Source organism: Sporofaciens sp. SGI.106, assembly GCF_050314255.1.
Classification (GTDB): Bacteria; Bacillota; Clostridia; order Lachnospirales; family Lachnospiraceae; genus Claveliimonas.
The window spans coordinates 1-17841 of the sequence record NZ_JBNPMZ010000009.1 but is presented as its reverse complement, the minus strand read 5'-3'; the positions used below and the strand labels follow the sequence as shown (position 1 = coordinate 17841).

Here is a 17841-nt window from a genome sequence, read left to right as displayed (position 1 = left end):
ATTTATTAAATCATCATTCAGTTTTGTCTTATTTTTTATTTTCCTGTTGCATATTTATAAAAAATGGTGTATAGTAATTCTTGCGAAAAAAAAAGATACAAATTTTAAAATAAACTGTGCTGTCAGGCACTGTATATCAGGAGGCATTTATAATGAAAGAGAAAGTTGTATTAGCGTACTCAGGAGGACTTGATACTACCGCAATCATCCCATGGTTAAAAGAAAATTTCGACTATGAAGTTATCTGCTGCTGCGTAGACTGTGGTCAGGGAGAAGAACTGGACGGACTGGAAGAGCGTGCGAAATTATCCGGCGCTTCCAAATTATATATTGAAGATATCGTAGACGACTTCTGCGATAACTATATTGTACCATGCGTACAGGCACATGCCATTTATGAAAACAAATATTTACTGGGAACATCCATGGCTCGTCCGGCTATCGCAAAGAGACTGGTAGAGATTGCAAGAAAAGAAGGCGCTACCGCTATCTGCCACGGTGCTACCGGTAAAGGAAATGACCAGATCCGTTTTGAACTCGGTATTAAAGCACTCGCACCGGACATCAAAATCATCGCTCCATGGAGAATGACAGATGTATGGACCATGCAGTCCCGTGAAGAGGAGATTGAATACTGCAAACAGCACGGTATTGATCTTCCATTTGACGCAAGCCACAGCTACAGCCGTGACCGTAACTTATGGCATATCAGTCACGAAGGTCTGGAACTTGAAGATCCTGCAAATGAGCCAAACTATGATCATTTGCTGGTACTTGGTGTTACACCGGAAAAAGCACCGGATGAAGCAGAATATGTAACCATGACATTTGAAAAAGGTGTTCCGAAGAGCATCAACGGAGAAGAAATGAAAGTTTCTGACATAATCCGCAAATTAAATGAGCTGGGCGGAAAACACGGTATCGGTATCTGCGACATCGTTGAGAACCGTGTTGTTGGTATGAAATCCCGTGGTGTATATGAGACACCTGGCGGAACTATACTCTATGAAGCACATCAGCAGTTAGAGGAGCTGGTATTAGACCGTGCTACTTATGAAGTAAAGGAAGAGATGGGCAACAAACTGTCCCAGATCGTATATGAAGGAAAATGGTTCACACCACTGCGCGAAGCAGTTCAGGCATTTATCGAGAGCACACAGGAATATGTAACCGGTGAAGTAAAATTCAAACTTTACAAAGGTAACATCATCAAAGCCGGAACCACTTCTCCATATTCTCTGTATAGTGAATCTCTTGCAAGCTTCACAACAGGAGAACTGTACGACCATCACGATGCAGACGGATTCATCAATCTGTTCGGTCTGCCGCTGAAAGTTCGTGCAATGAAAATGCAGGAAATTGAAGGAAAATAAGATAATTACATACAAAAAAGATTACGCATGGAATAATACTGTGCGTAATCTTTTTTGTATTCTCACACTAACTCATTCATATTTAAAGCAAATCTCTTATCACTCTTTTCGCATTTCCGAACCATATTTTTTCAATCTGCCCTGTTGTAAGTCCCGCTTTTTTCAGTGCCTGTGCAAGGCATCTCATCTCCCCAATATCCGGTATTTCCATAAGTTCCATTCCATCGAAACCATCAAAATCTGTACCTATCGCAGGAAAATCACTGCCGCCCACACAGATCATATGCCTGATATGTGCCACCATTGCCTCTAATCTTGATTCTCTGTTTCCCTCCAGGAAGAAGCCATAGAAGTTCAATCCTGCCACTCCTCCCCGCTGTGCCAGCGCACGGATCATCTCGTCAGAGAGATTCCGGGGATGCGCACAAAACTCCCGGCAATTGGAATGGGATGCCACCAATGGTTTTTCCGTATATTTCAGCAGATCCCAGAAAGTTCCATCCGATGCGTGGGACACATCGATAATTATTCCCAGCTCTTCCATCCTTTTGGCTGCCTCAATTCCAAAAGGCTTGAGACCAAGCTGCATCTGTTCTCTGTCTTTGGAATTAGGATGTCCAATGCAGTTTTCATAATTCCAAAGGGGAGTGATCAGTCGGATACCTTTCCTGTACAATTCATCCAGGCGCTCGATTTTACCACACAGGATTCCGCCTTCTTCCACCGTCAGAAATGCTGATATTCTGCCTTCTTTCTGATGCTTTTCCAACTGTTCATAGTTTAAAGTCAGGGCAATCTCATCCGGATACTTCTCCTCCTGTTTTTTAAGATAATCACACATTTCAAGCACAGATCCGTATCCATGCTCATATTTTTCCTCAGGTGTATCTCCTTCCAGCTCTTCCGCGTATACAAAGCATGCAAAAAACTGCGCAATTGAACCGGCACGCTGCAGTTTCTCAATGCTCACACATCCGGTGTTATCCATCAAATCTCCTGGTTGTTTCTGTACAGCGAGCTGCCAGATGGTGTCACAATGCATATCCAAAAGCGGTATATTCTTTTCACTCATATTCTACATCTCCCAATCATAGATTCTTACTATATCATAGCGCAAAGGAGCCCATTTATGAACCCTGTGATTGGAATAATTGCCTGTGGACTGGACATTCGTGATTCTTCCATACGCCAGTTCGTTAGTCACGCCTACATTGATGCCATCACCTGCTCTGGGGGAATTCCCGTCATTCTTCCCATCCTTTTCCCCCTTCAGGACCTTCCCATCCAGGATATTTTCTCTTCCTGGCTTTCTCTCTGTGACGGTTTTCTCTTCTGTGGAGGCGGCGATATCAGCCCCATACTGATGGACGAAAATCCTTTGGACACCTCCTCTCCCACCGACATCCGGACGGATAAGTTCCACCTGTCTTTCCTGAAACTGTTACTGGATCATGACAGACCTGTTCTCGGAATCTGCCGCGGCATGCAGCTTATCAATGTTGCCTGCAACGGGACAATCTATCAGGACCTCTCCTTTGCACACACACCTGCCTTCTGTCACATGCAAAACACACTGGAGCGGAGTGATATTTTCCACACTGTTATCTTTCAAAAAAATAGTATGCTATATAATATTTTTGAAGAATCTGTTGATACTAACAGTTTCCATCATCAGGCTATTCAAACTCCCGGTAATGATCTCGTCATTGTCGGAGAAACCTCCGATCACGTGCCAGAAGCCATCGAATCCTGCCGCCACTCCTTTGTTGCAGGTGTACAATGGCATCCGGAATGTATGTATCACACGTCTCAAAAAATGCGTACTCTATTTTATTCTTTCCTGAAAGCCTCAAAATAACATATTTCTTACTGTATATTTTCATTTGTTTTTCACATACTAACCGGGTAAACAGATTGCCGCTGGCACTCTTAAACAAATATAGAGGAGGAATAAAACCATGGCAGATTTATCCGTTTTAGATTTACAGAATCTCCGTCATCTGATAGGAGGATACGACACATGTCACTGCAAACTGACAGAATATGCAAGCCAGAGCAAGGATCCGGAAGTAAAACAGTTATTTCAGGACGCAGCAAATTCTGCAATGAAGAATAAGCAGGAACTTATGAAATTTTTATAAGGAGGACGCAAAGAAATGTTAAATGAAAAAACAATGGTTGTAGATGCGCTGACCGGCGTAAATGGAGAACTGACCCGTTTTGGCGAAATGATTCCCCAGACGGAAAACAGAGAATTGAAACAGTGCCTTAAGCAGCTTCGCAATGAATGCGAAATGTCTCAGGAGAAACTTTATCAGATTGCAAGAGAGAAAAGCTACTATGTGCCTGCCGAAAAAGCATCACAGCAGGAAATCAACCACGTAAAATCCATCCTGACACAACCGGTTATGAAATAAGTTTTCCTATATAAAATGGGTTCAGGTGTACACTTGAGCCCTTTTATCGTATATTTCCAAATATAATCTCCTGATTTTATCCATTCCATTCCCAAAAATGAATTAATCCACCAAAAACATTTCATATCTATTGTATATTCCCAAAAAAATACGGTTTTTTTTACTTTTTTTGCAAGAAACAATTGACGATTCTTCAAAATGTGTTAGAATAATAGCATTGAGAAAAAATGAGATGGAGGATGCTAAAGTGGCAGCGTACGAAGAATTATCAAAAGAAGAATTATTGAACTTAAAAACTGACCTGGAAGCACAATTCGCAGAAGTAAAGGCCAAAGGGCTGAAACTGGATATGTCCAGAGGAAAACCATCAACAGAACAGCTTAATCTTTCTATGGAAATGATGGATGTCCTGAAAAGTGATTCCGACCTTGTCTGCAGCGAGGGTGTGGACTGTCGTAATTATGGTGTACTGGACGGTATTGCAGAAGCCAAACAGCTTCTTGCGGATATGATGGAAGTTCCAAAGGACAATATTATCATCTTCGGTAATTCCAGCCTGAATGTTATGTTCGATACGGTTGCCCGTTCCATGACACACGGTGTTATGGGAAGCACTCCCTGGTGCAAGCTGGATAAAGTCAAATTCTTATGTCCTGTACCTGGATATGACAGACATTTCGCAATTACAGAGTATTTTGGAATTGAAATGATCAATGTACCAATGACGCCAACCGGCCCGGATATGGATATCGTAGAAGAACTGGTAAGCAGTGATCCGGCTATTAAAGGCATCTGGTGTGTACCGAAATACTCTAATCCACAGGGAATTACTTATTCTGACGAAACAGTTCACCGTTTTGCAAAACTGAACCCTGCAGCAGAGGATTTCCGTATTTACTGGGATAACGCATACAGCATCCATCATTTATATGAAGATAAACAGGATTACCTGATTGAGATCCTTATGGAATGTAAGAAGGAAGGACATCCGGATATGGTATACAAATTCTCTTCTACTTCCAAGATCAGTTTCCCTGGATCCGGAATCGCAGCAATTGCCGCATCAGACGCAAATCTGGAAGACATAAAGAAACAGATGAAGATTCAAACTATCGGTCACGACAAGTTAAATCAGCTGCGCCATGTCAGATATTTCAAAGACATTCATGGCATGGTAACTCACATGAAGAGACATGCCGCTGTTCTTCGTCCTAAATTCGATGCTGTATTAAATACACTGGATCGTGAACTGGGCGGATTGGGAATCGGTTCCTGGATTGCTCCACGAGGAGGTTATTTCATCTCCTTCGATTCTATGGAAGGCTGCGCAAAGGCAATCGTAGCAAAAGCCAAAGAAGCAGGATTGATCATGACCAATGCAGGTGCAACTTTTCCATATGGCAAGGACCCCAAAGATACAAATATCCGCATTGCTCCTTCCTACCCAACACCAGAAGAGCTTGCCCTGGCAGCTGAAATATTTGTATTAAGTGTCAAACTCGTCAGCATCGACAAACTGCTGGAATCCAAATAAATTCAGTAAAAAATGCGTTGATACCACATGATATCAACGCATTTTTATTATAATTTTGTCCGCATGGTACACATACATTCGGCAAAGTCCTCACTCTGATAAAGCGCTTTGGCTGCTACATTTCCACTGAGACAGTTCAGTTCAACATACTCAAGCCCTCTGTTCTTCGCCCAGACCTTCGCCGCACGAAGCAGTTTTTTACCTATTCCCTGCCTTCGGTATTCTTCCACCACCACAATGTCCGGAAGATACGCATAGCGGTACGGAACAAGGCATCCGATATATCTGGTCTTTCTTTGCTGAACCATCACAAAGCCAAGCAACTGGCCATCCTGCTCCGCCAGAATAATATCACCATTTTCACCAAGAATGATGAATTTCAAATACTCTTCATCCTGCTCCGTTTCCCGTATGAATTCCGGTTGTAGTCTTGATGTCTCCCGATATAATACTTTATACAATTCTTTTATTCTTCCGGCATCCTCTGTATTCGCCAGTCTGATTTGCATAGGTAACACACTCCCGCCATTGGAATATTTCTTATACCAGAGAATCTACCGCCGCTCTTTCTATAGAAAGTCCTTTGGTATATCTGTCAATAAATACTTCATATCCTTCTACATCTGCCGCATCCGGAGCCAGTGTAGTTCCCTTCTGTCCTGCAAATACGTGATCAGCAAGATAAGTTGGAAGTGTCTCATTTTCTGCTTTATTTTCCATAAACATAGCAAGAATAGCGATTCCCCATGCTCCACCTTCACCAGCTGTCTCCATAACAGTTACCGGTGTGTTAATGGATGCTGCAAGGAAACTCTGTCCGACACCTTTGGTCTTGAAGAGACCACCATGTCCCAGAATCTCATCGATTTGAACATTCTCTTTCTTTGCAAGAATATCCATACCGGTCTTCAATGCGCCCAGACAGGTATACAGATGTACTCTCATAAAGTTTGCAAGATTAAATTTGCTGTCCGGTCTGCGCACAAAAAGTGGACGTCCTTCTTCAAATCCGGTTACATGTTCTCCTGAGAAATAGTTGTATGCCAGCAATCCGCCGCAATCCTTATCTCCTTCCAGAGCTTTGTTATATAAAGTTCCAAACAGGCCATTCATATCTATTTCCATACCAAAGGTATCTGCAAATTCTTTAAACAGACCTACCCAGGCATTCAGATCAGATGTACAGTTGTTACAGTGAGCCATTGCAACCAGGCTTCCATCAGGTGTTGTAACCATATCCAGCTCTCTATATACTTTAGACAGTTCCTTTTCAAGAACAACCATTCCAAAGATACTGGTTCCTGCAGACACATTACCGGTACGCTGTTTAACACTATTGGTTGCCACCATACCGGTTCCTGCATCTCCTTCCGGAGGGCAAAGCGGAATTCCCGCTTTCAAAGTTCCTGTCGGATCCAGAAGTTTTGCACCTTCTTCTGTCAGCACACCAGCTTTTTCTCCTGCCACCATAACCTTTGGAAGGATCTCCTCCAGTTTCCATGGATAATTCTTATCTGCTATCAGCTCGTTAAACTGTCCGATCATGCGCTCATCAAATGAGCTTGTTGCAATGTCAATCGGGAACATTCCGGAAGCATCTCCCACACCAAGTGCTTTCTCTCCTGTCAGTTTCCAATGAACATATCCTGACAGGGTTGTAATATATCTCACATCCGGCACGTGCTCTTCCCCATTCATAATTGCCTGATACAGATGTGCCACGCTCCATCTCTGCGGAATATTGTACTGGAACAATTCTGTCAACGCATCTGCAGCAGGTTCTGTAATCGTATTTCTCCAGGTACGGAATGGAACCAGAAGTTCATCATTTTCATTAAAAGCCATATATCCGTGCATCATAGCGCTAAATCCAATAGAACCAACACTTTCCAGCACAACATCGTATTTTTTCTTCACATCCTCAGTCAGATCTCTGTAACAATCCTGTAATCCTGCCCAAACATCTTCCAGATCATAAGTCCAGATGTTATTCACCAGTTTGTTCTCCCAGCTATGTCCGCCGGATGCGATCACCTCGTGATTCTCGTCGATCAGGATTGCCTTAATACGAGTGGAACCAAATTCAATTCCCAATGCTGTTTTCCCGTTTAAAATGCTGTTTTTCGCGTTTCCCATCGTTCTACACCTCTTTCATATATTTGTGCAATATATCTACAATTTAGCACAGAAAAATCTCTCTGTTAATAATATACAACAAAGAATTTAATTAAGCAAGCCTTCCCTTCTCCAGACATAATATTGCTTCCAGGACTCCTCCCGCAATGCACCTCGCTTTATCAGATATCAGAAAGCAGTTCTGATATTCATCTTCCCGCGGATCAATATCCGCCAGTTTTTCGTGAACCCTCACTTCAAATCCATCCGGCAGAATTCCTCTCAGAACTCCGGAAATTGACGCATAGACAGGTTCATTCCCCACGTAAGCAATAATATCTCCACGCCGGACAGAATCACCTATCCTGCATATTCCTTTCATTATACCCGCGTTTCCTGCATACATTACTCTTTCTTTTGCATAACCGCCTACCATCCCCGGAATCCCTGTGTTAGGAATCGCACTCCCTTTATAATATACTCTGCCCAGATTATGTCCCCGCATTGTCTCAATTACTGCGTGAACATCAACTCCCGCTGTAAATCCCGGCCCAAGTCCGATTACAATATCTGCCATCTCCATATTCGTACCAAGATTTCGCTTCGCCAGAATTGCGTCTACAAGCACAAATGGATGAATTTTCTTCAAAATATCCGCTTCTTTATCTATAAGTATCGGAATTTTTCCCTGCTCTAATATATCCAGAGTATTTTTCTCTACAGCCAGACAGGCTGTAATTCCTTCCACCGTTGTTTCCTTTTGATAGACAGCCTCTGAAAAGGCAACCGTTCTGCGTATAGCAGACGGAGCTTCACTTTCCAGTGCAACAACGGTAAATCCAGACCGCCAGAGCTTTGCAATTACTCCCGTCGCCAGATCTCCCGCGCCCCGGACAATCACAAGTCTATCCATTTTCCATTCCTCCGATATATGTTTATTTCATCATTCCAGATATTGCCCTTCCGGCATAAACCCCTGCCAGACACAACACTACACTTAAAACCGCATAAATTGTCCCTGTGAAAACTTCTCCCCGTTCCAAAAGACCTAATGTCTCAAGAGAAAATGTAGAAAATGTTGTAAATCCACCACATACACCCGTTTTCCAGAACAAAGCGGTATTCTGTGCATTTTCTGAGTTCATAGCCAGCATTCCGGTCACAAAGCCAATCAGTAACGCTCCCGCAAAATTAGTTACCAGAGTCCAAACAGGAAACATTGTCTTCGATGGCAAAAGGCTGATTCCGTATCTTGCCATAGCTCCTACGGCTCCTCCCAGCCCTACATATATAATTCCCGGCATTCTCCTAACCTCCCTGTCGTCTAATCTAGCAGCAGTTTTCCGCCTCTTCTAATCGATGGTAAAACTGTGAATAAAAATCTTCTTCCATATTATACGGCAACAGATAGAACTGCTTCAAGATATACATACTGACTTTCTTCGCTTTGTCCGGTTTTTCTGACAAACAATCCTGCATAGAAACTAAATAGTAGTGCCAGTCATTAATAAATTTCTCATAGCATTTTACATCCGAAACATCCAGCCATTTTTTTACCTTAATCTTTGCCCGGTTCTCCTTTTTACATTCGTGAATCTGGAGAAAATATCGGAAGCTTCCATTTTCATAATATCTTCCCAACGGGAAAAGGCGACAGAATCCTGGACGCTCCGCATGGATACTGCACCTGCCTTCCTCGCTCAGAAAAGCGCATTGTTCCTCCTCTCCCTGCATTTTAAGATTTGGGAGAATCAGGCCATCCACTACCCGAAGCTCCAGGCATGAACCAATAAGCTCTTCAAAGTTCTGATTTAGTTTCTTAATCAACCTAAAAACATCTAATGGATCCAAGACAATGGACTGTCCCATTCCTCTGCAACACGCCGAACAACCTTTACAGTCCCCACAATCTGCTTTCACCATATCATTTGCGGTATACAATTTTCCATCTGATATTACATTTAAATCTATTTCCCGTTTCATGAACTCTCCTCCATTGCTGTTGGATTCTATTTTACTATCAAAAATTTAACACACACCCCTGATTTCGTCAACACAGGCAAAATTAGCGAACAAAAAAGCAACACCCCTAATCAACATAAGGTGTTGCTTTTCATTTACTTTTCTCTTATTTAGACACAATCTTATCTTGCCGTAATCAGCTCCAAAAGTGCCCCATATAAATCCTGACACAAATCCATAGAGTTTAATTCTGCAACAAGTACGGATATTTGTTTTTCTCTCAAAATCCTCTTATACAGCTCATCCTTCAGATTAAACTCTATCTCTGCCTGGTTGAGTAATGCGAAACATCGTTCTTCTACCCTGTTCTTACACTCCACATACTGTGAATCCACAATGATTCTTAACATCTGTTTTACAGATACATCTGATACACAAATAATCACTGCCTGTTTTTCTTCATTATATGAGATCTTATCCGGCACAACAGGAACGCCGTCAATTTCTGCCTGCACACAATTCACAGCATCTTTCTGATAGCCTGTCAATTCCACCGTATACGTACGTCTTTCCGGAATCAATGATAAATCTCCAAAAGATGGCATAATCGTAAATACGTTATCCTTGTCTTCTGAATATATCATCTCTGTTGTCACACAGCGATTCTCTTCATAGTCACATGTCTCGTTATCATCCTCGTAAAGCTCAAACCTGCCATTCGCACCGGCAAATACATGGATTCTGAATGAATCCGGATTCTTTGCTGCATCCACACCACTGATCTCATCTGTAAAGGTCAGGATTCCTCCTGCCTTGGCAAGTACAGGAATACTCTCCAACGAACGATACATATCCAGTGTCCTTCCACCTCTGTACATGACCCCTGTAAAAATATCATACCAGACACCATCTGGAAGCCATACTTTAACCTTGGCTAAGTTCAATTTATGAATTCTTGGCTGTGTAATCGGTGCGACAATCATTGCTGAACCAAAGAAAAACTGATTTTTCATTTGATAAGCTGCCTGTTCTTCCGGATATTCATAATACATAGGAAGAATTACAGGAAGATTTTCTTTATAACTTCTGTAATTCATGGTATACAGATACGGAATCATAGCATGGCGCTGCCTTAAAGCATCTCCCATGACCAGTTCTGTCTCTTTTTTAAATCTCCACGGTTCCTTGCCATTAAATTCACTACAGGAGCTGTGAAGTCTCATAATTGGTGAGAAAATTCCAAACTGTGTCCAACGGGCTGTCATTTCATCATCTTTATAGCCCTGCATATGACCGCCGATATCATGGCTCCACCAACCATATCCAATATTGGATGCCGTCTCCGTAAAATATGGTTGAAAATCAAGTGATTCCCACGTAATTACTGTGTCTCCGGAAAAGCCCACCGGATACCGATGACTTCCAGGTCCGGCATATCTGGAAAAAGTCATAGGACGTTTTCCATTTCTTTTACTATCGAGAAAATGGAAGTGATTAAAAATCCACAAAGGATCAAGTCCTTCAATCTTACAATTACTTCCCTGCTGCCAGTCTATCCACCAGAAATCCACACCCTCCTCTTCTCTCGGATGATGAAGATATTTAAAATACGCTTCCATAAACTTAGGATCAGCCGGATCACAGATTACCGGATCTTCCGCCTGGATATCCACTCCCATCGCTGTTGCCATTTTCTCATACATTTCTTCATGTGCCTGAACACCATCAGCCGGATGTACATTTAATGTGGTTCGCATTCCTCTGTCATGAAGTCTTTTTAAAAACCTTTCCGGATCCGGAAAGAGTTCTTTATTCCAGGTATATCCTGTCCAGCCGCTTCCGTATTTCGGGTCTACGTCAACCAAATGCCAGTCCATATCGATAACTGCCACCGTAAACGGAAGATTTTCTCTGTCAAATCTTTCCATCAATTCCATATAAGATTCTTCTGAATACTTATAATAACGGCTCCACCAGTTTCCAAGGGCAAACCTCGGAAGCATAGGCGTCTTTCCACACAAACGGTAAAAATCATTGAGAGCATCTTTATAATCATGCCCATACCCGAAAAAGTACAGATCTTTTATCCCTTTTTTTCTGGGTTCAATCCACCCATCCGAAAGAAGCACCTGTGATCTGCTGTCATCAATCACAGAATAGCCAAACCGCGAAACCACTCCATGGTCCAGAGGAATAGCTCCATCAGCCTCATCCAGAGTCCTGGATGTTCCTCCAAGATCATGTATTTCTTCTCCATAATGCCAGATACTGTGATATGCACTCAGGTTTCCTTTTACCTGTATACTGAGACCATGACTCGAAAATTCTTTTTCATTATATATAAGATGAATCCTGGATGTGTGAATTTCAATCCCGCCTTTACCTGTTATAACCCTGAAGTCCGTTTTGGGAAAGTCCCGAAAAAAAACCATCTGTGTTGCTCTGTCTTCAAATATACCATCTTCACTGTATTCCAAACGGATCAACCCTTCCGTAAGAAGGGTGATCCTGTATTTTTTACCAGTGACCATATTAGCAGCCAGAGCAGCAGAACGAGTCTCAACTTTATACATATCCTGCATAATTCTGTCTCCTTTTATTTTAATATATTATGGCATTATACTATCCCTTAACTGCCGATGATGCAATACCTGCAATAAATTGTTTCTGGAAGAACAAATAAATCAAAAGCACCGGAACGATAGAAATTGCCGTAGCTGCAAATAAAGCGCCATAATCCGTTGAATACTGACCGTTAAACATCTTAAGTCCTACTGCCAGAAGCTGCTTTTCCTGGGTATTAATTACCAGATAAGGCCACAGGAAATCTTCCCATGTCCACAGGAACTGGAATATGGCAATACTGGAAATACCATTTTTAGCCATTGGAAACACAATTTTATGGAAAATATAAAATTCATTTGCACCATCAATTCGTGCTGCCTCCAGTATTTCATCAGGCATAGATGAAATATGCTGTTTCATCATAAATATTCCAAATCCACTGAACATTGCCGGAATAATCAATGCTTTATAGCTGTCCATCCAGCCAAAGCTCTGAATCATAGAATATTTTGGAATAATCGTTACACACCATGGAACCATCATAGTTGAAAGTACAAATCCAAAAATAAGATTTCTTCCTTTGAATTTATATTTACTCAACACAAAGCCACACAGTGTACTTGTGTAAACAACCAAAACCGTAACCACTACTGTAACCAGCAAACTGTTTACAAAAAATCTCAGGAAATTAAAGTGGGCGTTCATATTAACGTAATTATCCAAAATAAATTCCTGCGGAAGAAGATGCTGTTCCAAAGCCATAATTTCACTGTTTTTCTTAAAAGAGGAGCACAGCATCCATACAAATGGATAAACAGTAACCACTCCAAGCATAAGAAGAACTATGTTTAATACAATACTGCTTACTTTTCTTCTCATAACAGCCTCCTATTCTTCCTTTCCGGAAACCCGGAAAGATAACCATGAAAATACCGCCGTAATCACAAACAGTACAAAGGAAAGTGCAGAAGCGTAACCAAAATTATATTTTACAAAAGCTTCGTCGTAAATAATGTAGGAAGCCAGGTATGTAGAAGTTCCCGGTCCGCCTTCCGTCATAATCAAAATCTGCACATATGCCTGAATGTAAGCGATAATGGAGTTAATTACTACAAATAAAGTCATCGGTTTCAAAAGAGGCAGTGTAATATAACGGAATGTCTGCCATGCATTTGCACCGTCAACCTTAGCTGCTTCCAATGCATCTGACGGGAGCGAATAAAGCCCCGCCATATACATTACTACCGCATATCCAAAATCTTTCCAGATGGTCATAATCATAACCGCAATCAGGGCCGTTTTCGGATTCATCAGCCAGTTCACATCCAGACCAAGTATCTGATTAATCGTACCTATCTGTGGGTTATACATAAATTTCCATACAAATGCCACAGCTACCATTGGTGTAACCACCGGCATATAATATACTGCCCTAAAGAAGCTTTTATGTTTTACTAAAGCAGAATAAATGGCATATGCGATTCCAAGTCCCAGTCCTACACGGAAGATAATAACTACAACCGAGAAAATCAACGTGTTTAACATGGACTTTCCAAACAGGGCACTGGTAAACACTTCTTTGTAATTTTCCAGTCCCAGAAAATTATACGTTCCGCTCAACGGATTCCATTCGTGAAAACTTCCTGCAAACGCAATTCCTATAGGAACGATGAGAAACACTGAAAAGAAAATTACCATTGCAGCAACTACAATATTTCTCAGTATGATTTCACTTTTACTTTGCAGGGGATGGCTCTTTTTAAACATAAATGTTTACCTCCCTTTTCTATGTTGCGGGATTCCAGTTCATTACTCCGCATATGCGTAAAGATTTTCAACAGAAACAAAGGAACTGTTCTTCATATCTTTGATGATATTCTTCTGTGCTTCATCAAATGCAGTGTCGATATCTACGCCATTAAAGAAAATATCCTGTCCTGCTTTTTTCAGAGAAGTCTCAACTGTAGAAGGCATCGGACCTGGCCAGATATAGTGGTCAATGTGCTCTGCAAGAACTTCCAGTGACGGATTTGCCAGAATCTCCTCATTGTCTGCAAGAGATTTCTTAGCCGGGAATGTACTCATTGCAATGTTAAATGCAACCTGCGCATCATCATTTGCCAGGAAATATTTTACAAAATCCTGTGCAACTGCCTGCTGATCTGCCGGTGCGTTTTTGTTAACACCAAATGTGGACTCACCGTTATATCGGTTATATGCATATGGCTCACCGTCAAATGTAGGAATCTCAAATACACCAAAGTCAATATTGCTCCATGTTGTTTTCAGAGTGTTATAATAATGTCCCCACTGGATAACCATAGCGGACTGACCCTGTCCAAAGCTGTCAGCTCCTTTTTCTCCAAAGTCTTTCGATCCGACACCATCTTTTTCATACATATCTACCAGCATCTGCATAATCTGCTTCATGGCATCTGAATTTACATTTGGAGTTTTTCCATCTTCCTGGAACAGGTTTTCGCCAAGCTGATAGTTCAGTCCAAGCAAATAATTCTGATGGAAATCATCGTTAAAGTTCAAACCAGCCTGAATCAGCTTATCTCCATCCTTAATTGTCAGTTTCTTTGCCACCTCACGCATCTCATCCCATGTTTTCGGAATATCTTCATCTGTGAGTCCTGCTGCTTCCCACATCTCTTTGTTATAATATACAGAACCTGTCATCATACCATAGTCGATATAATAAACCTGACCGTCAATCACATGTGCATCTACACCCGTAAAATCTGCCTGAAGATCTTCTATCGGAATATCAAGAGGAGCCATATAATTGATCAAGTTCTCATGATAACTATTGTGAACATTGAAAATTGCCGGTCCGTTCTCTCCATCTAATGCTAACGGCAATTTTGTCCAGTAGTCCTCCCACGGATTGTTAACCAGCTTAATAGTTACATTTGGATGAATTGCTGTATATCCATCAATTACCTGCTGAAAAAGTTCATCACTGCCCCACTCCCATAATTCTACTGTAATGTCTTTTCCATCATTAATCTCTACAGAAGGATCGTACTTAATTGTGTCACCAAAAGGTTCTGTAGGTACTTCAATTTTTGCTTCTGTGTCTTTACTATCTGTACTTCCGCCACATCCTGTTAATCCTGTTACTGCAAGTGTTGTTGCCAGCATAGCTGCAATAAGTTTCTTCTTCATATTTTGCCTCCTCATTTCCACATTTTTACCTCTATTTGGTTTAGCGCTAAATCTATATTTAAACTAACACGCCTCTAATGATTCGTCAATAACATTTTATTTTTTCATCAATTTTCACATTTATAAAAACTTTAATTCGTGCATTTTTAACAATATCTTTATCAACAACTTACATATACTACTTGTTTTTATAAACCTATTGTAGTATAATAAACGAAACAAAAGGTTTTATTTTAAACCAACAAAGGTTTATAAACTTTTTTAATATAAAATATAGACCTGTGATTTATTAGAAAGGAAAAGAAACACCCCTATGACATTAAAAGATATTGCTGAAAAAGCCGGAGTCAGCATGATGACAGTTTCCAACGTAATCAACGGCAAACATAACCGTGTGTCAGCAAAAACGATTGAGAAGGTGAATGCCATCATTGAAGAATGCGGTTATTATCCAAATCTCAGCGCAAGAAACATGACAAATAAAACATCTTCTATTATTGGCATTATCATACATCTCGATGACGATTCATCAAATGATAATTATCTGGAAAACCCCTATGTCAGCACAATGATAGGAATTATAGAAAGAGAGCTTCGCCATAACGGATATTATACGATGGTACGTTCCGTTTCCAAAGAAACAGACATTACACAGCTTCTTAGAAACTGGAATATTGACGGAATCATTTTCCTTTATCCGGATATGCAGGATTATCTTTCTAAATTTATTGAATCTGCTCCGTGCCCAATTGCCATTTTTGACAGTTATCTGACCATGCCCGGACTGATTAATATTTGTTCTGATGATGAAAAAGGATTGTATCTTTCAACAAAATACATGATCAACCGTGGCCATACTCATATTGCTTTTGTTGCAGATTATAAAGATAATCACCTTCTCACCAAGCGATTTAACGGTTATCGGAAAGCATTAGATGAATGTGGTATTCCGTTCCGCGAGGACTATGTTTTTGCTTATCCACCGTCTTATGAAAGCGGTATTGCCGCCGGAAAACAAATTGCATCCACTCAGATAACTGCTGCTGTAACAACAGCAGATATCTGTGCGATTGGAATAATGGAAGGAGCACGTCTTGGAGGAGTCCGGGTTCCTGTCGATCTGTCGGTAATCGGATACGATAATTTGAGCCTATGCAGATATACTTCTCCAAAGTTGACCTCCATTTCTCAGAATGTCCCTCAGAAAGCACTTCTTGCCACTCAGCTTCTGTTGAAAAAAATACACGGGGAAGAAATGGATTCTCCGGATCATGTAACCATGGATGTAGAAATCGTAGAAAGGCAGTCCGTAATTTCTTTATTTTAGTAAAGTCAAATAACAAGAGCGGTAGAACCTCAAATAATGAGAAACTACCGCTCTTGTTCGACATCCATCATTTATCCCGGTTCGTCCCAGTATTTCTTAATAATTCATGCATATATATCATTAATGCAAGTAAAATCAGTAAATATACCGGTAATATTTTGATGGATATATGATTTGCAATCACTCCAAACAGTGGTGGCATCAGACATGTTCCTATGTAAGCACTTGCCATCTGTACACCTATAATTGCCTGTGAATGTTCCTCTCCAAAATAATCCGGTGTAGAATGAATAATACAGGGATATATTGGAGCACATCCCAATCCTATCAGGGAAAAGCCAATCAACGAAGCAATTTCTCCTAAAGGAAGAATCATTACTATAATTCCTCCCAGAATAATTCCCTGCCCCATGCGGATCATCTGATAATCTTTCAGTTTCATAGCAATAAATCCATTGATTCCACGTCCAACCGTAATACCAATGCAAAACATACCTGCAAATGAAGCTGCCGTTTGTGCATCTACTCCTTTTACCAAATTCAGATAACTGCTTGCCCAAAGCATCGTAGTCTGTTCCACTGCACAATAACAGAAGAAACAGAACATAATCGCCTTTGCCCCGGGAATATAAACGATTTCTCTCAGTGAAAGGGCTTTACTTTTTGTCTGACTTTCTGCTGATGTACTCTGACTTTTCCATTTTGGGAGGCTGAATACAAGAACAGCTGTAAGTCCGATCTGCAAAACAGATATGATTCTATACCCTGTATTCCACGATGCTCCACCTGTTAGTACTGTTCCCATGATGTAAGGTCCAAGTGTCGCACCAATTCCCCACATACAATGTAACCAGCTCATATGCTTACTCGCATAATGCAATGCCACATAATTATTCAGTGAAGCATCTACACTTCCTGCACCAAGACCATATGGAACCGCCCATAAACATAACATCATAAAGCTATGGCTGATTGAGAATCCTCAAAGCGCAAATGCTGTAATACCAACACTCACTGCTGTCACTTTGCCTGTTCCAAATTTTCTCGTGAGACGGTCACTCTGTAAACTTGAAATAATAGTTCCAAATGCAATAATCATAGAAATCACACCTGCATAAGATACCGGAACCTGAAATTCCGGATATATATTCGGCCATGCAGCGCCTAACAGAGCATCCGGAAGTCCAAGACTGATAAATGAAAGATATATAATTCCTAATAACAAACTCATTTTTTTGCTCTCCTTATTTTCTTTTTTAATCTATGTGATATAATTATATAGTCGTGCGAATTGAATTTCAATTTCAAAGCCGCCATATACTATAACAAAACAGACAAAGAATAAGTGGAGATCAAATATGTTTTTACAAAAAT

Annotated in this window: 16 protein-coding genes and 1 pseudogene; 6 read left to right on the top strand and 11 right to left on the bottom strand. The window is 40.9% G+C overall.

Annotation, left to right across the window (positions count from 1 at the left end):
• The first annotated feature begins 152 nt into the window (after positions 1–152).
• Positions 153–1373: an argininosuccinate synthase gene (locus ACQRCC_RS08355; protein WP_427850356.1), complete on the top strand. Its 1221-nt coding sequence runs from the start codon at positions 153–155 to the stop codon at positions 1371–1373.
• A gap of 82 nt (positions 1374–1455) precedes the next feature.
• Here the strand turns inward: ACQRCC_RS08355 and ACQRCC_RS08350 are convergent, their stop codons facing one another.
• Positions 1456–2445 (bottom strand): dipeptidase, encoded by a 990-nt coding sequence (locus ACQRCC_RS08350; RefSeq protein WP_427850355.1) that lies wholly within the window; start codon positions 2443–2445, stop codon positions 1456–1458.
• On the opposite strand from ACQRCC_RS08350, the gene ACQRCC_RS08345 reads away from it, so the two are divergent.
• The 4 genes from ACQRCC_RS08345 to ACQRCC_RS08330 all read left to right on the top strand — a co-directional run bounded on the left by ACQRCC_RS08345 (position 2410) and on the right by ACQRCC_RS08330 (position 5324).
• Positions 2410–3231 (top strand): gamma-glutamyl-gamma-aminobutyrate hydrolase family protein, encoded by an 822-nt coding sequence (locus tag ACQRCC_RS08345; protein WP_427850354.1) that lies wholly within the window; start codon positions 2410–2412, stop codon positions 3229–3231. The two genes, ACQRCC_RS08350 and ACQRCC_RS08345, sit on opposite strands and share 36 nt — an antisense overlap.
• A gap of 100 nt (positions 3232–3331) precedes the next feature.
• On the top strand, positions 3332–3514 hold the full coding sequence (locus ACQRCC_RS08340) for a hypothetical protein (protein ID WP_427850353.1): 183 nt from the start codon (positions 3332–3334) through the stop codon (positions 3512–3514).
• A 15-nt stretch (positions 3515–3529) separates the two neighbouring features.
• Complete coding sequence (locus ACQRCC_RS08335) at positions 3530–3790, top strand: spore coat protein (RefSeq protein ID WP_427850352.1); 261 nt, start codon at positions 3530–3532, stop codon at positions 3788–3790.
• A 247-nt stretch (positions 3791–4037) separates the two neighbouring features.
• A complete protein-coding gene (locus tag ACQRCC_RS08330) occupies positions 4038–5324 on the top strand; it encodes an aminotransferase class I/II-fold pyridoxal phosphate-dependent enzyme (protein WP_427850351.1) in 1287 nt (428 codons plus the stop codon).
• Between the two features lie 47 nt (positions 5325–5371).
• Here ACQRCC_RS08330 and ACQRCC_RS08325 read toward each other — a convergent pair whose 3' ends face one another.
• From ACQRCC_RS08325 to ACQRCC_RS08285, 9 genes are all read right to left on the bottom strand, one after another.
• Positions 5372–5833 carry an N-acetyltransferase family protein gene (locus ACQRCC_RS08325; protein WP_427850350.1) on the bottom strand — a complete coding sequence of 154 codons (462 nt, stop codon included), beginning with the start codon at positions 5831–5833 and terminating at the stop codon, positions 5372–5374.
• Between the two features lie 31 nt (positions 5834–5864).
• Positions 5865–7460: a xylulokinase gene (locus tag ACQRCC_RS08320; RefSeq protein WP_427850349.1), complete on the bottom strand. Its 1596-nt coding sequence runs from the start codon at positions 7458–7460 to the stop codon at positions 5865–5867.
• 91 nt (positions 7461–7551) lie between these two features.
• A complete protein-coding gene (yqeB, locus tag ACQRCC_RS08315) occupies positions 7552–8352 on the bottom strand; it encodes a selenium-dependent molybdenum cofactor biosynthesis protein YqeB (protein ID WP_427850348.1) in 801 nt (266 codons plus the stop codon).
• A 22-nt stretch (positions 8353–8374) separates the two neighbouring features.
• The gene (gene crcB, locus ACQRCC_RS08310) at positions 8375–8743 is read right to left on the bottom strand and encodes a fluoride efflux transporter CrcB (protein ID WP_427850347.1); all 369 of its coding nucleotides are present in this window, start codon (positions 8741–8743) and stop codon (positions 8375–8377) included.
• 25 nt (positions 8744–8768) lie between these two features.
• Positions 8769–9422 carry a YkgJ family cysteine cluster protein gene (locus ACQRCC_RS08305; RefSeq protein WP_427850346.1) on the bottom strand — a complete coding sequence of 218 codons (654 nt, stop codon included), beginning with the start codon at positions 9420–9422 and terminating at the stop codon, positions 8769–8771.
• Between the two features lie 161 nt (positions 9423–9583).
• Complete coding sequence (locus ACQRCC_RS08300; RefSeq protein ID WP_427850345.1) at positions 9584–11983, bottom strand: TIM-barrel domain-containing protein; 2400 nt, start codon at positions 11981–11983, stop codon at positions 9584–9586.
• Between the two features lie 40 nt (positions 11984–12023).
• Complete coding sequence (locus ACQRCC_RS08295) at positions 12024–12845, bottom strand: carbohydrate ABC transporter permease (RefSeq protein ID WP_427850344.1); 822 nt, start codon at positions 12843–12845, stop codon at positions 12024–12026.
• Positions 12846–12854: 9 nt separating this feature from the next.
• Positions 12855–13733, bottom strand: coding sequence for a carbohydrate ABC transporter permease (locus tag ACQRCC_RS08290; protein WP_427850343.1), 879 nt, complete (start codon positions 13731–13733; stop codon positions 12855–12857).
• Positions 13734–13775: 42 nt separating this feature from the next.
• Positions 13776–15140: an extracellular solute-binding protein gene (locus tag ACQRCC_RS08285; RefSeq protein WP_427850342.1), complete on the bottom strand. Its 1365-nt coding sequence runs from the start codon at positions 15138–15140 to the stop codon at positions 13776–13778.
• 313 nt (positions 15141–15453) lie between these two features.
• On the opposite strand from ACQRCC_RS08285, the gene ACQRCC_RS08280 reads away from it, so the two are divergent.
• The gene (locus ACQRCC_RS08280) at positions 15454–16467 is read left to right on the top strand and encodes a LacI family DNA-binding transcriptional regulator (protein ID WP_427850341.1); all 1014 of its coding nucleotides are present in this window, start codon (positions 15454–15456) and stop codon (positions 16465–16467) included.
• A gap of 67 nt (positions 16468–16534) precedes the next feature.
• Here ACQRCC_RS08280 and ACQRCC_RS08275 read toward each other — a convergent pair.
• Positions 16535–17698, bottom strand: a pseudogene (locus tag ACQRCC_RS08275) (MFS transporter).
• Between the last annotated feature and the right edge of the window lie 143 nt (positions 17699–17841).